This is a genomic window from Nonomuraea sp. NPDC049649, from assembly GCF_040675175.1.
In the GTDB taxonomy this organism is placed as follows: Bacteria; Actinomycetota; Actinomycetes; order Streptosporangiales; family Streptosporangiaceae; genus Nonomuraea.
In genome coordinates this window covers 409,529-425,441 of record NZ_JBFAOH010000001.1, presented here as the reverse complement: position 1 = coordinate 425,441, position 15,913 = coordinate 409,529, and the positions used below count along the sequence as shown (strand labels likewise).

13 protein-coding genes are annotated in these 15,913 nt (G+C 71.9%); 10 read left to right on the top strand and 3 right to left on the bottom strand.

Annotated elements, in window-relative coordinates; genetic code table 11:
- Positions 1-38 precede the first annotated feature (38 nt).
- From AB0J42_RS02025 to AB0J42_RS02005, 5 genes are all read left to right on the top strand, one after another.
- Positions 39-314: an acylphosphatase gene (locus AB0J42_RS02025; RefSeq protein WP_364287478.1), complete on the top strand. Its 276-nt coding sequence runs from the start codon at positions 39-41 to the stop codon at positions 312-314.
- A gap of 193 nt (positions 315-507) precedes the next feature.
- Positions 508-702, top strand: a complete 195-nt coding sequence (locus AB0J42_RS02020) for a hypothetical protein (protein ID WP_364287475.1) — start codon at positions 508-510, stop codon at positions 700-702.
- Between the two features lie 203 nt (positions 703-905).
- Positions 906-4,655, top strand: coding sequence for an AAA family ATPase (locus AB0J42_RS02015; RefSeq protein ID WP_364287473.1), 3,750 nt, complete (start codon positions 906-908; stop codon positions 4,653-4,655).
- Between the two features lie 53 nt (positions 4,656-4,708).
- The gene (ftsY, locus tag AB0J42_RS02010) at positions 4,709-5,878 is read left to right on the top strand and encodes a signal recognition particle-docking protein FtsY (protein WP_364287470.1); all 1,170 of its coding nucleotides are present in this window, start codon (positions 4,709-4,711) and stop codon (positions 5,876-5,878) included.
- A gap of 327 nt (positions 5,879-6,205) precedes the next feature.
- Positions 6,206-7,831, top strand: coding sequence for a tetratricopeptide repeat protein (locus AB0J42_RS02005; protein WP_364287467.1), 1,626 nt, complete (start codon positions 6,206-6,208; stop codon positions 7,829-7,831).
- A 71-nt stretch (positions 7,832-7,902) separates the two neighbouring features.
- Here AB0J42_RS02005 and AB0J42_RS02000 read toward each other — a convergent pair whose 3' ends face one another.
- Positions 7,903-8,976 (bottom strand): PLP-dependent cysteine synthase family protein, encoded by a 1,074-nt coding sequence (locus AB0J42_RS02000; RefSeq protein ID WP_364287464.1) that lies wholly within the window; start codon positions 8,974-8,976, stop codon positions 7,903-7,905.
- A gap of 246 nt (positions 8,977-9,222) precedes the next feature.
- Here AB0J42_RS02000 and AB0J42_RS01995 point away from each other — a divergent pair, with 246 nt between their 5' ends.
- On the top strand, positions 9,223-9,807 hold the full coding sequence (locus AB0J42_RS01995) for a sigma-70 family RNA polymerase sigma factor (protein WP_364287461.1): 585 nt from the start codon (positions 9,223-9,225) through the stop codon (positions 9,805-9,807).
- 41 nt (positions 9,808-9,848) lie between these two features.
- Here the strand turns inward: AB0J42_RS01995 and AB0J42_RS01990 are convergent, their stop codons facing one another.
- Complete coding sequence (locus tag AB0J42_RS01990) at positions 9,849-10,682, bottom strand: DMT family transporter (protein ID WP_364287458.1); 834 nt, start codon at positions 10,680-10,682, stop codon at positions 9,849-9,851.
- 91 nt (positions 10,683-10,773) lie between these two features.
- Here AB0J42_RS01990 and AB0J42_RS01985 point away from each other — a divergent pair, with 91 nt between their 5' ends.
- The 4 genes from AB0J42_RS01985 (at position 10,774) to AB0J42_RS01970 (ending at position 13,338) form a co-directional block, all read left to right on the top strand.
- Positions 10,774-11,349: an XRE family transcriptional regulator gene (locus AB0J42_RS01985; RefSeq protein WP_364287455.1), complete on the top strand. Its 576-nt coding sequence runs from the start codon at positions 10,774-10,776 to the stop codon at positions 11,347-11,349.
- A 90-nt stretch (positions 11,350-11,439) separates the two neighbouring features.
- Positions 11,440-11,745 (top strand): hypothetical protein, encoded by a 306-nt coding sequence (locus tag AB0J42_RS01980; RefSeq protein WP_364287452.1) that lies wholly within the window; start codon positions 11,440-11,442, stop codon positions 11,743-11,745.
- A gap of 27 nt (positions 11,746-11,772) precedes the next feature.
- Positions 11,773-12,654: a polysaccharide deacetylase family protein gene (locus AB0J42_RS01975; RefSeq protein ID WP_364287449.1), complete on the top strand. Its 882-nt coding sequence runs from the start codon at positions 11,773-11,775 to the stop codon at positions 12,652-12,654.
- Positions 12,655-12,684: 30 nt separating this feature from the next.
- On the top strand, positions 12,685-13,338 hold the full coding sequence (locus AB0J42_RS01970) for a DUF2461 domain-containing protein (protein ID WP_364287446.1): 654 nt from the start codon (positions 12,685-12,687) through the stop codon (positions 13,336-13,338).
- Here the strand turns inward: AB0J42_RS01970 and AB0J42_RS01965 are convergent, their stop codons facing one another.
- Complete coding sequence (locus tag AB0J42_RS01965; RefSeq protein WP_364287443.1) at positions 13,339-15,864, bottom strand: hypothetical protein; 2,526 nt, start codon at positions 15,862-15,864, stop codon at positions 13,339-13,341.
- Positions 15,865-15,913: the final 49 nt, after the last annotated feature.

The following is a 15,913-nucleotide window of genomic DNA, read 5'->3' as shown; positions in this document are numbered from 1 at the left end:
CGAGGGGCAGTGGGGGGATTGTGAGAGGAATCACTGGAATGAGCGATGTGCGGCTGACGGCGTGGGTGCGCGGGCGGGTGCAGGGGGTCGGGTTCCGCTGGTGGACCAGGGCCAGGGCGCTGGAGCTCGGCCTGACCGGGTGGGCGAGGAACATGGAGGACGGCCGGGTGGAGGTCGTGGCGGAGGGGCCCCGCGACGCCTGCGTCAAGCTCCTGGACGCGCTGAGAGGTTGCGACACGCCGGGAAAGGTCGATGGAGTAGTGGAACGTTGGAGCGAAGCCCGAGGTAGTTTGGGTGGTTTTGTGGAGAGGTAGGCGCTTTCGTTAAACCGTGCAAATAGGGTATAGTTATATATCGGGAGTGCCTGCCGGTGGGTTCCAACAGTCGCTTCGACTTGACCGCCCACACTGCCGGTGCGACTCTTGTTAGGTACCAACGCGCACCCCTCCCGCGGAATAACGAAGTGCGCGAACCAGTCTGGTCACTCAGCGTGGAGGACCCATTACCATGGCGAAGGCTCTATTCGGCCACGTCGGCGGTCCTGACCCTCGTATGGTCTCGGAAATGCGCCGCTTGCAGCAGCGCATCCGTGACCTGGAGGCAGAACTCATCCGACTCCAGGCCCAGAATGACGCTCTTGCGGCGCAAACCCGCGACGAGGCGATCAGCCGCATGCAGGAGCGCGAGCCGGCACTCACCTGAGAGTGATCGGAGCGCAAGATTAGGGACGTCTCCCGGAGGCGTCCCTTGTTATTTGGCGTCATTCGAGAAAATGTTCTGATTCGAGACGGTCGAGTTCCTTCTCGACGGGATTCCCGCTGGTCCTGGCTGTACCCGCACGCGACGGGGAGCCGGGACCAGTAGTCTTTTCCGGAGTCCGTCCAGGCGGGAAGGGGGTCCGTGGCTTGTACTTGAAGACCCTCACCCTGCGCGGGTTCAAGTCCTTCGCCTCCGCCACCACCCTGCGGTTCGAGCCGGGCATCACCTGCGTGGTCGGCCCCAACGGCTCCGGCAAGTCCAACGTCGTCGACGCCCTCGCCTGGGTCATGGGCGAGCACAGCGCCAAGTCCCTGCGCGGCGGCAAGATGGAGGACGTCATCTTCGCCGGCACCTCGTCCAGGCCGCCGCTCGGCCGGGCCGAGGTCACGCTGACCATCGACAACACCGACGGCGCGCTGCCCATCGACTACACCGAGGTGACGATCAGCCGGCTGATGTTCCGGTCGGGGCAGAGCGAGTACGCGATCAACGGCGACACCTGCCGGCTGCTCGACATCCAGGAGCTGCTGTCCGACTCCGGCATCGGCCGCGAGATGCACGTGATCGTCGGCCAGGGCCAGCTCGACGCCGTGCTGCACGCCGGCCCCGAGGACCGGCGGGCGTTCATCGAAGAGGCCGCGGGCGTACTGAAACACCGCAAGCGTAAAGAGAAGGCGCTGCGCAAGCTCGACGCGATGCAGGCCAACCTGACCCGCGTGCAGGACCTCGCCACCGAGCTGCGCCGCCAGCTCAAGCCCCTGGGCCGCCAGGCGGAGATCGCCCGCAAGGCCGCCGTCATCCAGGCCGACCTGCGCGACGCCCGGCTGCGGCTGCTCGCCGACGACGTCTGCAGGCTCCGCGAGAAGCTGGAGCGCGAGGCCGCCGACGAGGCCGCCATCCTCGCCAGGCGAGCCCAGGTGGAGGCCGCGCTGGCCGAGGCCCAGCAGCGGGAGACCGCGCTGGAGACGGCCGAGGCCGAGACCCAGCCGCGCCTGGCCGCCGCCCAGGAGACCTACTACCGGCTGTCCTCCCTGCGCGAGCGCATCACCGGCCTGGAGCAGCTCGCCGCCGAACGCCACCGCCACGCCCTCGACGCCGCCGCCATCGAGCGCCGCGGCCGTGACCCGGAGGACCTCGAACGCGAGGCGGCCGAGGTCCGCGAGCGCGAGCAGATCCTCCGCGCCGAGCTGGAACAGGCCGAGGAGCTGCTGGAGGAGGCCGTGCGGCGCCGGTCCGAGGCCGAGGCCGAGCTGGCCGCCGAGGAACGCCGGCTCGCGCTGGCCGCCCGGGCCGCCGCCGACCGCCGTGAGGGCCTGGCCAAGCTGCGCGGCCAGGTCGACTCCGTACGGAGCAGGACGCGCGCCGCCGAGGAGGAGATCGGACGGCTGGAGCGGTCCGTTTCCGAGGCACGCGAGCGTGAGCGGCAGGCCCGCGAGGAGCTGGAGGCGGAGCGGGAGGAGCAGCCGGAGATCGACCCGGCGCTGGCCGAGGAGCTGGCCGTCGCCGAGGCGCGGGTCGAGGAGGCCCGCGCGGTCGCCGAGGAGACGCGCGCCGCCGTCGCGGAGGCCGAGGCGGCGCTGGCGGGGCCGCGTGCGGCGCTCCAGGCGGCCCGCGCCGCCGTCGGTACGGCCAGGTCCGCCGATCAGGAGGCCCAGCAGGCCGTGGCGGCGCTGCGGGCCCGGCGCGACGCCCTCGAACTCGGGCTGGCCAAGGGCGACGGCGGCGCGGCCCTGCTGGAGACCGACCTGGCGGGGGTGCTGGGGCCGCTGGCGGCGGTCATGCAGGTCACGCCCGGAGCTGAGCTCGCGGTCGCGGCGGCGCTCGGGCCGGTCGCCGAGTCCATCGCGGTGAAGTCGGTCGCCACCGCCGTGGAGGCCCTGGAACTGCTGCGCCTCAAGGAATCCGGTCAGGCCACCCTCCTGGTGGCGGGCCCTGGTGACTCCGCAGGCGATGAGGGCGGGCCCGGCGGGCGCTCCGCGGTCGGTGAAAGTGGTTCCGGCGTGCGCTCCGTGGGTTCGGGTAACGCCGGGGAGGCGCCGTGTGGGGGGCGGTGGGCGGCTGAGCTGGTGAGTGTGCCCGGTCATCTGCGGGGGGCGCTGGATCGGGTGCTCGGCGGGGTCGTGGTCGTCGATGATCTGCAGACCGCGCGGCGGGTGGTCGAGGAGCATTCTGGGCTGCGGGCCGTCACGACCGGCGGCGACCTGGTGGGGGCGCACGTCGCGGCGGGCGGGTCCGAGGGCGGGACGTCCGTGCTGCAGGTGCGGGCGGCGCTCGACGACGCGGTGGCCGATCTGGAGGACGCCGAGACGCACGCGGCGCAGACGGCCGCGGGGCTGGACGAGGCGGTCGAGGCGGAGCAGGCCGCTCAGGCGGCGCTGGAGGCCGCGCAGGCCGCGGTGAGCGAGGCGCAGGCCGCCGTCGGCACCGCGCAGGGGCAGGTGAACGCGGCCCAGGCGGAGCTCGACCAGGTGCGGGCCAGGCAGCGGGAGGCCGACCAGGCGACGGCCGCGGTCGCGCGGAGGCTGGCCCAGCTGGAGGCCGCCGCGGAGGCAGCCCGGGACGAGGCCGAGCGCCTGACCCGGAGTGTCGCCGCAGCTCAGGAGGCCCGGGCCGAGGGGCTGGAGGAGCTGGCGGAGCTGGAGATCCGGCTGGCCGAGGCCGAGTACGCGCAGGAGCTGGAGAGCGAGCCGACCACCGACCAGCGCGACGAGCTGGCCGCCGCCTCCGAGGCCGCGCGGCAGCGCGAGATGGAGACCCGCCTGGCGGTCCGCACCGCCGAGGAGCGCGTCAAAGGCATCGAGGGCCGCGCCGACGGCCTGATGAGGGCAGCCCAGCGGGAACGCCAGGAACGCGCCCAGGCGGCCGCACAGCGCGCCAGGAGGCGGAAGCAGGCCGACGTGGCCCAGGCCGTCAGCGACGGCGCCAGGAAGGTCCTGACGGCCCTGGCGACCTCCGTCGAGCTGGCCGCCCGCGAGCGCGACGAGGCGGAGCTGGCCAGGGTCGCCGTCGACGCCGAGCTCAAGCAGGTCCGCGTGCACGTCCGCGAGCTGGGCCAGGAGCTCGACAAGCTGGTCAACCGCGTCCACGGCAACGAGATGGCCCGCACCGAGCAGCGGATGCGCCTGGAACAGCTCGAGAAGCGGGCGCTGGAGGAGTTCGGGGTGGAGGCGGAGTCCCTGGTCGCCGAGTACGGCCCGGACGCGCCGGTGCCGGGCGACCCGCCCGTCCCGTACGTGCGAGAAGAGCAGGAGAAGCGGGCCCGCACCGCCGAGCGGCAGATGAACCAGCTCGGCAAGGTCAACCCGCTGGCCCTGGAGGAGTTCGCGGCGCTGGAGGAGCGGCACGCCTTTCTCAACTCGCAGCTGGAGGACCTGAAGAAGACCCGCCGCGACCTGCTGACCGTGGTCAAGGAGGTCGACGAGCGGGTGGAGCAGATGTTCGCCTCGGCCTACGAGGACGTGGCGCGCGAGTTCGAGCAGATCTTCACCCGGGTGTTCCCCGGCGGCGAGGGACGGCTGGTGCTGACCGACCCCGACGACATGCTCACCACCGGCATCGAGGTCGAGGCCCGGCCGCCGGGCAAGAAGGTCAAGCGGCTGTCGCTGCTGTCGGGCGGCGAGCGGTCGCTGACGGCGGTGGCGTTCCTGATCTCGATCTTCAAGGCGCGGCCGTCGCCGTTCTACGTGATGGACGAGGTCGAGGCCGCGCTCGACGACACCAACACGCAGCGGCTGCTGAAGCTCTTCGAGGAGCTGCGGCAGAGCTCGCAGCTGATCGTCATCACCCACAACAAGCGCACGATGGAGATCGCCGACGCGCTTTACGGCGTGTCCATGCGCGGTGACGGTGTGACGCAGGTGGTCAGCCAGCGGCTGCGGGAGCGCGAACCCGCCTGATCGGCGCGCCCCTGGTCCTGACCATGTCAGATGATCTGGAAAACTGACATCTTGTGGATGGTTACCTTGGCGTGATCGTGATCGTGGTCCTTGTCGCCCTCATCGCGGCAGGTGGCCTGTTCCTGCTCTTCCGGCCGGGAGGCAAGGCGGCGCCGCCGCCACCCCCGGAGGCCCCTCCGATTCCCGAGGAGAGGGAGGAGAAGCCACCGGCCGAGGAGGCCGAAGGCGCGACCACGACGATCCCGCCCCCGGCCAAGCCCGCCGAGCCGATGGTCAAGGCCCCCGAGGTGGAGGTTCCTCCGCCGTCGGCGGGCCGGATGGTGCGGCTGCGTTCCCGGCTGGCCAAGTCGCAGAGCGCGCTCGGCCGCGGCCTGCTGGAGCTGCTGTCCCGCGACCGTCTCGACGACGACGTGTGGGACGAGGTCGAGGAGAAGCTGATCACGGCCGACGTCGGCGTGGCGCCGACCCGCGCCATCGTCGAGGAGCTGCAGACCAAGGTCAAGGTCCTGGGCAGCCGTTCGCCCGAGGAGGTCCGCGGGCTGCTGCGCGAGCAGCTGCTCACCCAGATCAACCCCGGCCTCGACCGGACGCTCCACGTCGCCAAGCACGGTGAGCGCCCGGCGGTGGTGCTGGTCGTCGGCGTCAACGGCACCGGCAAGACCACGACCACGGGCAAGCTGGCCCGTTCGCTGGTCGGCGACGGCAAGAAGGTCGTGCTGGGCGCGGCCGACACCTTCCGCGCCGCCGCGGCCGACCAGCTGCAGACCTGGGGCGACCGGGTGGGCGCCGACGTGGTGCGCGGCCCGGAGGGCGGCGACCCGGCCTCGGTGGCGTTCGACGCCGCGGCCCGGGGCATCGAGGAGAAGGCCGACGTGGTGATCGTCGACACGGCCGGCCGCCTGCACACCAAGACCGGCCTGATGGACGAGCTGGGCAAGGTCAAGCGGGTCATCGAGAAGAAGGCCACGGTCGACGAGGTGCTGCTCGTCCTCGACGCGACCACCGGGCAGAACGGCATGCGCCAGGCGCAGGTGTTCGCCGAGGTGGTCAACATCACCGGCATCGCGCTGACGAAGCTCGACGGCACGGCCAAGGGCGGCATCGTCATCTCGGTCCAGCGGGAGCTGGGCGTGCCGGTCAAGCTGGTCGGGCTCGGGGAGGGGCCGGACGATCTGGCGCCGTTCGACGCGGAGGTGTTCGTGGACGCCATCCTGGGCGACTAGAAAGTCACTAATCCGGAAATAATGTTTTTCATGTTAGCCCTTGTCGTTTGTCCAAACCCGTGTTGATATTGGACGGTCTGTCTGTCATTGATCGAAAGGGCGAACATGAAGAAGCTTGTGGTCCACAAGCCCGGGACCGTCAAAATGGTGGGGGCGGCAACACCGAAGCACGCCGCCTGACCTGCTCCATGGCAGAGGGCGCGGCGCTAGCGGGTGGGGGCGCCGCCCCGCCTCATTTCTGTACTTACGGGCCGTGATTTTCGGTCCTTTCTCTTCGCCGGGGGAGCGACACACCTGAGACGGATCACATTCGACGCCCATCGTGGCTTGAGCGGCCCTTACACGTTCGGGGCCGCGCTTCTGGACGCGCTCGTCCCCGAAGCGGGCGGCGAGCTTCTTTCCACGTACGACATCGAGATTCGGGCGGTGGCGCCCGCGCTGCGCGCGCGGGTGCCCGCCCGGCGGGTGACCCTGGCCGACCGGCTGCCCCAGGGCGAGCGGATCCTGGTGCCCGCGCCGCTGCGCACGCTGCGGCTGGCGAACGGGCTGGCGGAGTTCGTCCGCGCCCACCCCGCGGCCGGTGGGCCGCTGGAGCTGCGGGTCGTCAACACGGCACACGCCGACCCGACCGACCTCCAGCTCATGGACGTGCTCGAACGGCGGGTGCCCGGCCTGTCGATCGTCCGCGAACCGGCCGGCCCCGAGCATCCTGCTCCCTCGTACGCGCTCGGACCTGAACTGGACCGATACCGCAACGAGGGCTTCCACCACGCGATGGCCGAGGCCGGGGCGGCGCTGCTGCCCTCGCTGCCGGAAGGCGGCGAGGAATGGTGGCTGCTCGCGCACCGGACCGCCACCGCGCTGGCCGCGCTCGACCGCGAGGACGAGGCGCGCGAGCTGCTCGACCGCGGCCGGCGCGCCAGCACGGACCCCAAGAACCTCGCCACCGCGGCGTACGCGACCGCGATGCTGCTGGTCAGGCACCACGACCACGGCAGGCGCGACCCCGAGGAGGCGCTGGCCTGGATCAACCAGGCGATCGCGCTCACCTCGCTGCTGCCCGACCGGCGCGAGCGGGCCTTCCACCTGGGCTTCGACCTCAACGGCAAGGCGCTCGTGCAGGTCCGGCTGGGCCGCGCCGACGAGGCCATGCGGCTCGTCCAGGAGGCCATCGACCTGGGCGAACGCGACCTCGCGCCGGGTCACCCGATCCACCGGCTGGTGCTGCGGGCCAACCGGGCGCAGCTGCTGGGCGCGCGCGGCGAGCCGGAGGCGGCGCTGGCCGACCTGGACGCGGTGATCGCCGCCGACCCCGGCTATCCCGACTACTACGTGGACCGGGGGAACCTGCTGTACCGGCTGGGGCGCCTGGACGAGGCGGAGGCCGACTACGAGAGCGCCATGCGGGCCGGGCCGCCCTTCCCCGAGCCGTACTACAACCGCTCCGAGGTGCGGTACGCGCGCGGCGACCTGGCGGGTGCGCTGGCCGACCTGGATTACGCGATCGAGCTGGATCCGGGGTTCACCGACGCGTACGTGAACCGGGCCGGGCTGCTGGTGGCCATGGACGAGCTCGACCGGGCCAAGGAGGACGTCGGGCGGGATCCCGGCAACCCGTTCCTGCTCAGCGTGCTGGGGCAGATCGAGGCGGCCCGGGGTGACCTGGTGGAGGCGCGCAAGGCGTTCGACTCGGCGCTGGAGCGGGCGCCGGATCTGGCGGTGGCCTGGGCCGGGCGGGGGGCGCTGGCGTTCGAGGAGGGTGACCCGCACGCGGCGGTGGCCGATCTGACCAGGGCCATCGAGTTGCAGGACGGGGCCGAGGTGCGGTTCAACCGGGCCTACGCGCTGCGGTCTCTGGGTGATGTGGAGGGGGCGCGGGCGGATCTTCTGCATGCGGCGGCGCTGGCCCCCGACGATGAGCAGATCCGCGAGGCCCTGGCCGACCTCGGCTGACTCTCCCGGACTGAAGGAAGGTGGGGAGATGTCGGGGTGGGGGTGAGGCGCCGGCCGGCCTCGGCTGACTCTCAGGCGGGGAGGAAGGTGCGGAGGTCGGCGAGGTGGGGGGAGATGTCGAGGCCCTGGTCCGCCAGCCAGGCGGGGTTGCCGTAGGTGCCGCGGTAGCGGTCGCCGCTGTCGCAGATGAGGGTGACGACGCTGCCGCGCTGGCCGCCCGCCCGCATCTCCTTGATCAGTTCCACGCAGGCGGCGACGTTGGTGCCGGTGGAGCCGCCCACGTCGCGGCCGGTGACCTCGCGCACCCAGTGCATGGCGGCGATCGAGCGGGCGTCGGGCACCGCGATCATGCGGTCGATCACGGTCGGCAGGAACGACGGCTCGATGCGGGGCCTGCCGATGCCCTCGATGCGCGAGCCCGGCGCGGTGACCTCGAAGTCGCCGGACACCCAGCCGGGGTAGAAGGCGGAGCCCTCCACGTCGGCCACGGCCAGGCGGGTGGCGTACTGGCGGTAGCGGATGTAGCGGCCGATGGTCGCGCTGGTGCCGCCGGTGCCGGCGCCGACCACTATCCAGGTGGGTTCGGGGTACGGTTCCAGGCTCATCTGGTCGAAGATCGATTCGGCGATGTTGTTGTTGCCCCGCCAGTCGGTGGCGCGCTCGGCGTAGGTGAACTGGTCCATGAAGTGGCCGCCGGTCTCGGCCGCCAGCCGGCGGGACTCCTCGTTGATCGCTGCGGGGTCGTCGACCAGGTGACATTTGCCACCGTAGAACTCGATGAGGTTGATCTTCTCCGGCGAGGTGCTGGCCGGCATGACCGCGATGAACGGCAGCCCGAGCAGCCGCGCGAAGTAGGCCTCGCTCACCGCGGTGGATCCGCTGGACGCCTCGACGATCGTGGTCTTGGGGCCGATCCAGCCGTTGGCCAGCCCGTACAGGAAAAGTGACCGGGCGAGTCGGTGCTTGAGTGAACCGGTGGGGTGCACTGACTCGTCTTTCAGGTAGAGGTTTACCCCCCACTCAGAGGGCAGCGGAAACACGTGCAGGTGCGTATCACAGCTCCGGTTGGCGTCGGCCTCCACCTTGCGGACGGCCTCGGCCACCCAGCGGCGTGTAGCCGGAGCGTGCCGGTCCACGAAATCCATGGTCCATACGCTATCCCATGTGACACTTGCCACGTTTTCCGCAGATTTGAAGGGATAGTGTTATGCTAATGAAACTTGTCCAGCCGTGGACGTGATGTCGCACGCCGCGAGCCAAGGGACTGTTCACCTCTCTGACCAGCGCGGTACCCCTAACGCGGCCCTTACGCGGGCCTTGGGACGATGGAACCGCTGTCAGTCGGCCGGTGGCCAACGGGGGATAGCGCAAGGGGGATTGATTTGATCACTATGACCGAAGAGCAGCGTCTGGATTGGTTCGAGCGCGATGTCGTGCCCGTGACGTCGCAGCTGTTCGCGTCCGCCATGCGTCTGACCCGGAACACCGCCGATGCCGAGGACCTGGTGCAGGAGACGGTGGCGAAGGCCTACACGTCCTACCACCAGTTCCGCGAGGGCACCAACCTCAAGGCCTGGCTGCACCGCATCCTCACCAACAACTTCATCAACGACTACCGGAAGAAGCAGCGCTCGCCCAAGCTGTCCGCCGCCGAGGACGTGGAGGACTGGCAGCTGCACGCCGCCGAGTCGCACACCTCGACCGGGCTGCGCTCGGCCGAGACCGAGGCGCTCGACCGGCTGCCCGACAGCGCGGTGATGAACGCGCTGCGCGCGCTGCCCGAGGACTTCCGGGTGGCGGTCTACCTGGCGGACGTCGAGGGCTACGCCTACAAGGAGATCGCCGAGCGGATGGGCACGCCCATCGGCACCGTCATGTCCCGCCTGCACCGGGGGCGCAAGCAGCTGCGGGGCATGCTGGAGGAGTACGCCCGCGAGGAGGGCGCGCTCCGCGAGGCGGCTCCGACCGCCGCCTGACTTTCCTCGCCCGGCTCCCCGGAGTGCGGGGCGGCCATCTTTCATGAGGCGGCGATGAGCGCCACCGCGCCCAGCGCGCAGGCCACGCCGGCGAGCTGGATCGCCCGCAGCCGTTCGCCCAGCACCTGCCTGGCCAGCAGCAGCGTGCTCGCCGGGTAGAGCGACACCAGCACCGCCACCAGACTCAGCATGCCCTTCTGCTGGGCCAGCAGATAGAGCACGTTGGCGGTCATGTCGAGAACTCCGGCGGCCACGATGACGGCCAGCGAGCCGGACGCCGGCCTCAGTGCCCGGCGGGTGGCCAGCGCCAGCAGCAGCACCAGGCTGATCGACGAGATCCGGGCGCCCGCCAGCGGCCAGAGCCCGGCCTCCGGCGAGGCCATCGCGAGCAGGATGAAGAACCCGCCGAACCCCGAACCCGCGGCCAGCGCGGTCAGCACCGCACTCTTGGACCCCTTCCCGTCCGGGGAGTGGTCCTGGCTGATCAGGAGCACCGCTCCCAGCCCCAGGGCGACGCCGAGCAGCGCCACGGGCTCGGGGCGCTCGCCCTGCAGCAGCCCGAACCCGACCGGCAGCGCCGCCGAGGTGACCGCGGTGGTCGGCGCCACCACGGACATCACGCCGGTGGCCAGCGACCGGTAGAACAGCACCAGCCCGGCCGCGCCCGACAGCCCGGCGGCGAACCCCCAGAGCACGGACGGGGCCTGGAAGACGCCGGGCAGCGCGGGCAGCAGGGACAGGATCAGCGCCAGCCCCGCGAGCTGTGAGAGCCCGACCACGGCGAGCACCCGCGAACGCCGGGTGGCCAGGCCGCCGAAGAAGTCGGCCGTGCCGTAGACCACCGCGCAGGCGGTCGCCAGGATCACCGCGGTCACCTCTCGCCCTCCTTTAGTTCACTGTGTTGTACTCCAAGTACACCACACAGGGCTCAGTGCAGTGCACTATTTTTCCACTAGACTGCACAGCGTGGAGGACCCGGAGCTGATCAACCAGGCCATCGCCAGCAACGTCCGAGCCCAGCGGGCGCACCGCGGGCTCACCCTCGACGCGCTGGCCGCCCGGTCCGGCGTCAGCCGGGGGATGCTCGTCCAGGTCGAGCAGGGCAGGACGAATCCGAGCGTGTCCACGCTCACCCGGATCGCCTCCGCCCTCGGCGTGACCGTGGCCCGGCTGGTCGAGGTCGGCGACGTGCCCGTGGTCAGGGTCGTCAGCGCGGACGACGTGGTCACCTTCGAGCAGGAGGGCGGGCAGGCCAGGCTGCTCGTCGGCGCCGACTCCCCGATGATCCTGGAGCTGTGGGACTGGCGGCTGGCCCCCGGCGGCCACCACGACGGCGACCCGCACCCGGCCGGCACCCGGGAGATGGTGACCGTGCTGCAGGGCGAGCTGACCCTGACCGTCCACGGCAAGAGCCACGTGATCGGCGCCGGCGACGCGGTGCTCTTCACCGCCGACCGCCCGCACCGCTACGCCAACGAAGGCGCCGAGGAGCTGCGGTTCGTCATGTCCGTCGCGGAGCCGCGCGACGTGTCCGACCAGTAACGCCGCCCCGGAGTCTCGTGATCTGACGGCTGCGGGCCGCTGGTGGGTACACCTCATCGTGGACGGCGGATCGTCTACGGGGGGTGTCGGATGAGCGAGTCCCGTGCGGCGACGGAGAAGCTCCTCGCGGAGCTGCACGGCCTCGGCCTGACCACCGCGTACGAGATCGGCGACGGTGCCACCCTCTCCATCTGGATCGGGCTCGTCGTGCGCTACCGGGACGGCTTCTACCGCTGGCGGGAAGGCCCGGTGAAACGCCGCCATCTCGGGACCGACCCGGCCGGATGCGCACTAAGAGTGGCGCGTCGCTACGAGGAGTTGCAGGCGGATATCCCATCATGGTGGGAAGAGCTGGTCGGGGACATGCGGGGGCGGCCTGCCGGCGACTATCCGTGACGTCCCCGCAGGTCCCGCGGGGGGAACATGCGCGCGTGGTGGTGGGTGGCGGCGCTGGCGGCGGTGACGGGATGCGCCGCCCAGCCCTCGGCACAGCTGCCGGTCCAGCCATCGTCACAGCCGTCGGCCCAGCCCTCAGCACAGCCGTCGGCCCAGCCGTCGGCACAGCCCGCACCCCAGCAGCCGGCCTGGTCGCCCGGGCAAGAGCCCACGCCTGACCGCCCCGCCGCCGACCCGGAGACGCTGGCCAAGCGGCTGACGGGGATGCAGCGCGACTGGCCCGCCCCCGACACGAGCTGCGACCGGTGCGTGGCGCTCACCTTCGACGACGGGCCGGGCCGCTACACCACCCGGCTGCTCGCCGCGCTGCGCGCACACGGCGCCCGGGCCACGTTCTTCGTCGTCGGCGAGATGGCGGCCGCCCCGGGCGGGGCCGCCCGGCTACGGCGGATCGCCAGCGAAGGGCACGAGCTGGGCAACCATTCCTGGACCCACACCCAGCTCACCACCCTGCCGAGGCGGCTGATCGCCCGAGAGCTCCAGCGCACCGGCGACGTCGTGCGCTATGCGACCGGGGTCCGCATGCACCTGATGCGGCCCCCGTACGGCTCGACCGACCGCAGGGTGGCCGCCGAGTCACGGCGGCGCGGCCTCGCCCAGATCCTCTGGAACGTCGACACCTACGACTGGCGCGACCGGGTGCCCAAGGTCGTGGCCAGGCGCGCGGCGCGCGCCAAGCCCGGCTCGGTGGTGCTGCTGCACGACATCCACCGCACCACGGTGAAAGCGGTCCCGCGGGTGCTCGACGCGCTCACCCGCAAGGGCTACCGGCTGGTGACGGTGAGCGAGCTGTACGGGAGCGCGCCGGAGCCCGGCAGGCGTTACCGGCGGGCCCATCCGGATCAGTGACCGCTTGCCCGGCGTGGCAGGCTGTTCGGCATGGGTTTCACCGGCATCCCGGACGAGGCGTTCCTGTTCTACGAGGGCCTCGAGGCCGACAACTCGAAGACCTACTTCTCGCGGCACCGGCAGCTGTACGAGGAGGCGGTGCGGGCTCCGATGCTGGCCCTGGCCGACGAGCTGGGGGAGGAGTTCGGCGAGGCCAAGGTCTACCGGCCGTACCGCGACATCCGCTACTCCAAGAACAAGTCGCCGTACAAGACCCACCAGGGCGTCTTCGTCGGCCTGGCGCACGGCATCGGGTTCTACGTGGAGGTCAGCGCGGCCGGTCTCCACGTCGCGGGCGGCCTGTACTCGCAGGCCCCCGACCAGGTGGCCCGCTACCGGGCCGCCGTCGACGAGGACACGACCGGCAAGCCGCTGGAGGCCCTCGTGGCCACGCTCGACGCGGCCGGGTACGAGCGCGGCGGCGACCGGCTCAAGACCAAACCGCGCGGCGTGCCGGACGACCACCCCCGCCTCGACCTGCTGCGCCACCGGTCCCTGTACGCGGGCCGCCGGTTCGAGCCGGAGCCGTGGGTGCACACCCCCGAGGTCGCCGACCGGGTGCGGGCCTGCTGGCGCGACTTCGGGCCGCTGGTCGACTGGCTCTGCACGCACGTACGCGGGAGCGAGCTGCCGGGCAGGCCCTGATCAGGGCTGCTGGGAGGTCTCGTCGCCGCGCAGCACGCGGTCGACGGTCTGGCTGGCGGCCGAGGTGGCGGCGGTCGTGATCGCCGCGATGGTGATGGCCAGCAGCGGCGTCGCCAGGCTGCGCAGGCTGCGGATGTTGCGCACCCGGGCCCACGGCTCGTCGGCCAGGTACATGATCCGCCACTCCCAGTAGAGGCCGAGCCCGATCGAGACCAGCGCCGCCTTGCCCACGATGATGGCCACCACCTGCACCTTGTCCATCGCGCCCAGGTCGGGTTCGGCGATCGCGGCCACGTACCCCGACAGCTCGGTGACCAGCGCGGCGGCCATCAGGTGGAGCGCCTTCGTCATCGGCTGGGTGCCGCGGATGCGCGGGTAGAAGTAGCCGAACAGGAAGCCGAAAGCGGGCAGCGCGATCACCGAGCGGGCCTCGAACACGAAGCTGGTCAGGTCGATCCCCGACGGCACCCCGAACACGATGAGGAACGGCAGGCTCAGCAGCAGGCTGACGACGAACGCGTGGAGGCCGTTCTGCCAGGGGGAGCAGCCCGCCGCGGTGGCGAACGCGGTCTCCGGGTGGCCGCCGTGCCCGCGCAGCGCCGCGTCGAGTTCGAGGCGCCGCCGGTCGAACTCCGCCATCGACAGCTCGCCGCCGCCGATCCGGCTCCGCCCGGCGCGGTAGAGCTCCTGCTCGGAGGAGAGCAGCAGCCGCCGGTGCAGCGCCGCCCTGATCAGCTCGCGGTGCTCTTCCTGGTCGTACGGTTCGACGATCGACAGGTGCGGGCCGGCCAGCAGCCAGCGGGCGGTCACCCAGGCGGCGATCGCGGTGATCGAGAGCATCGGCAGCGGCACGTCGATGTCGCCCAGCGTGGCGCTGCCCTGCGGGGTGAGGTAGGCGACCATCAGGCAGACGATCATCGCGGACTCGGCGGAGGGGTCCCGCGTCGCCTCCAGGGCGGTGCCGAGCCGCCTCAGCCGGAGCACCAGCAGCAGGTAGCCGAGGAGCAGCAGCCCCATCACCCCGCGCACCAGCGGGGTCAGCTCCAGCTCGCCGATCCGCGGCAGCTCCTGGGCGGGCGGGGCCAGGCTCCATGAGCCCGCGTCGAGCCACTCGCTCGGCCAGCCCTGCACCATGAGGCTGACCACGACGGCGACCACGACCGCGCCGCGCTTCCACTGTTTGATGGCCACGGCCACGGCGGCCACCGGGATCAGCGCCCAGCAGAACGCCAGCAGCAGCCGGACGCTGTCGGGCGGGTAGACCTGGGTGACCAGGGCCTTGGCCCACAGCGCCAGCGCCAGCAGCGCGACCGCGGACCCGGCCGCGAAGGCGGCCAGCCGCACGACCACCGCCCGCACCCCCAGGTCGGCGCTGAGCGCCACCGCCGACCCGGCCGCCGCGGTCGCCGCGACACTCGTCCCGGTGAGCAGCGTGTCACCGGGCAGCTGCCCGTACCGGTAGGACCACGACAGCATGCCGACCGCCAGCAGCACGCCCACCCCGGTCGCGCCGAGCGCGTCGCGGGGCGTCCACTGCGGCCCGGTCGGCAGCACCTGGATCGCGTGGCGGAGCGCGAGCAGCGGCAGCCCGACGAAGAGCATCACGTACGCGGGCAGCGTGAACTCCTCGGCCACCAGCGGCAGCAGCACCACCGGCGCGGCCAGGGCGAGCCCGGCGGCCAGCTCCCGGTTGGCGGGCCGCCGCCACCAGTCGCCGCCGGGCGTGCGCAGCAGCAGCACCGTCAGCACGACCGCGGTGACCACGCCGAGCGCGGTCGCCCAGGAGAAGTCGTCGCGCTCCCGCACGTCGGGGAAGCCGTAGGAGCGGTGCGCGAGCGTGACGCTCACCGCGTGGTTCGCGGCGGTGAACTCCAGCCGGTCCGGCTCCTCCCGGTCGGGCGCGATCGAGGCGGCCCGCAGCACGCTCCACTCGCCGGGCAGCAGCGTCACCCGGCGGTAGGCGACGAGCGAGGGCGCGGCGGCGGGGGTGTGGAAGTCGACCCGCATCAGGTCTTCCGGCCGCACCTGGCGCAGCAGCGTCACGGTGAAGACCGCGGTGGTGCGGTCGCCGGTGGTGGTGAGGCGCGGCGGCAGCCGGGTGGCCGGGGCCAGCACGGTGCCGTTGACCTTGACGGCGCCGAACCCCTCGTCGGTGAAGCGCCGCAGCCCGTGCGGGAACTCGGCCCCCTCCCGCAGCGTCTCGGCCAGGCCGTCGGCGGGGTCCATCGACAGCCGGTGGGTGATCGTCACCTTGACCTGCCGCCGCCGCTCGTCCATCCGCCCCTCGGGCACGCCGTCGAGGTCGGCGGCGCTCGCCGGGGCGACCGTCACCTCGGTGGACGCCTCGCGGTCACCCCCGGCGGCGGGTTCGGCGCGGGTGGCGGACAGGCCCCACGAGTCGGCGTCCGCCGGCGAGGACGGCGGCACAGGCCGCGGCACGGGCTCGGCCGCGACGGCGCACCAGACGATGGCGCTGAGCGACACGGCGGCGAGCCCGAACCCGATGAATGCCCGGAGCCTCTCCATGAACCGAATGATTCACTCGTCCAGCCGATTGTTCTTCCGGTGGGGTAAC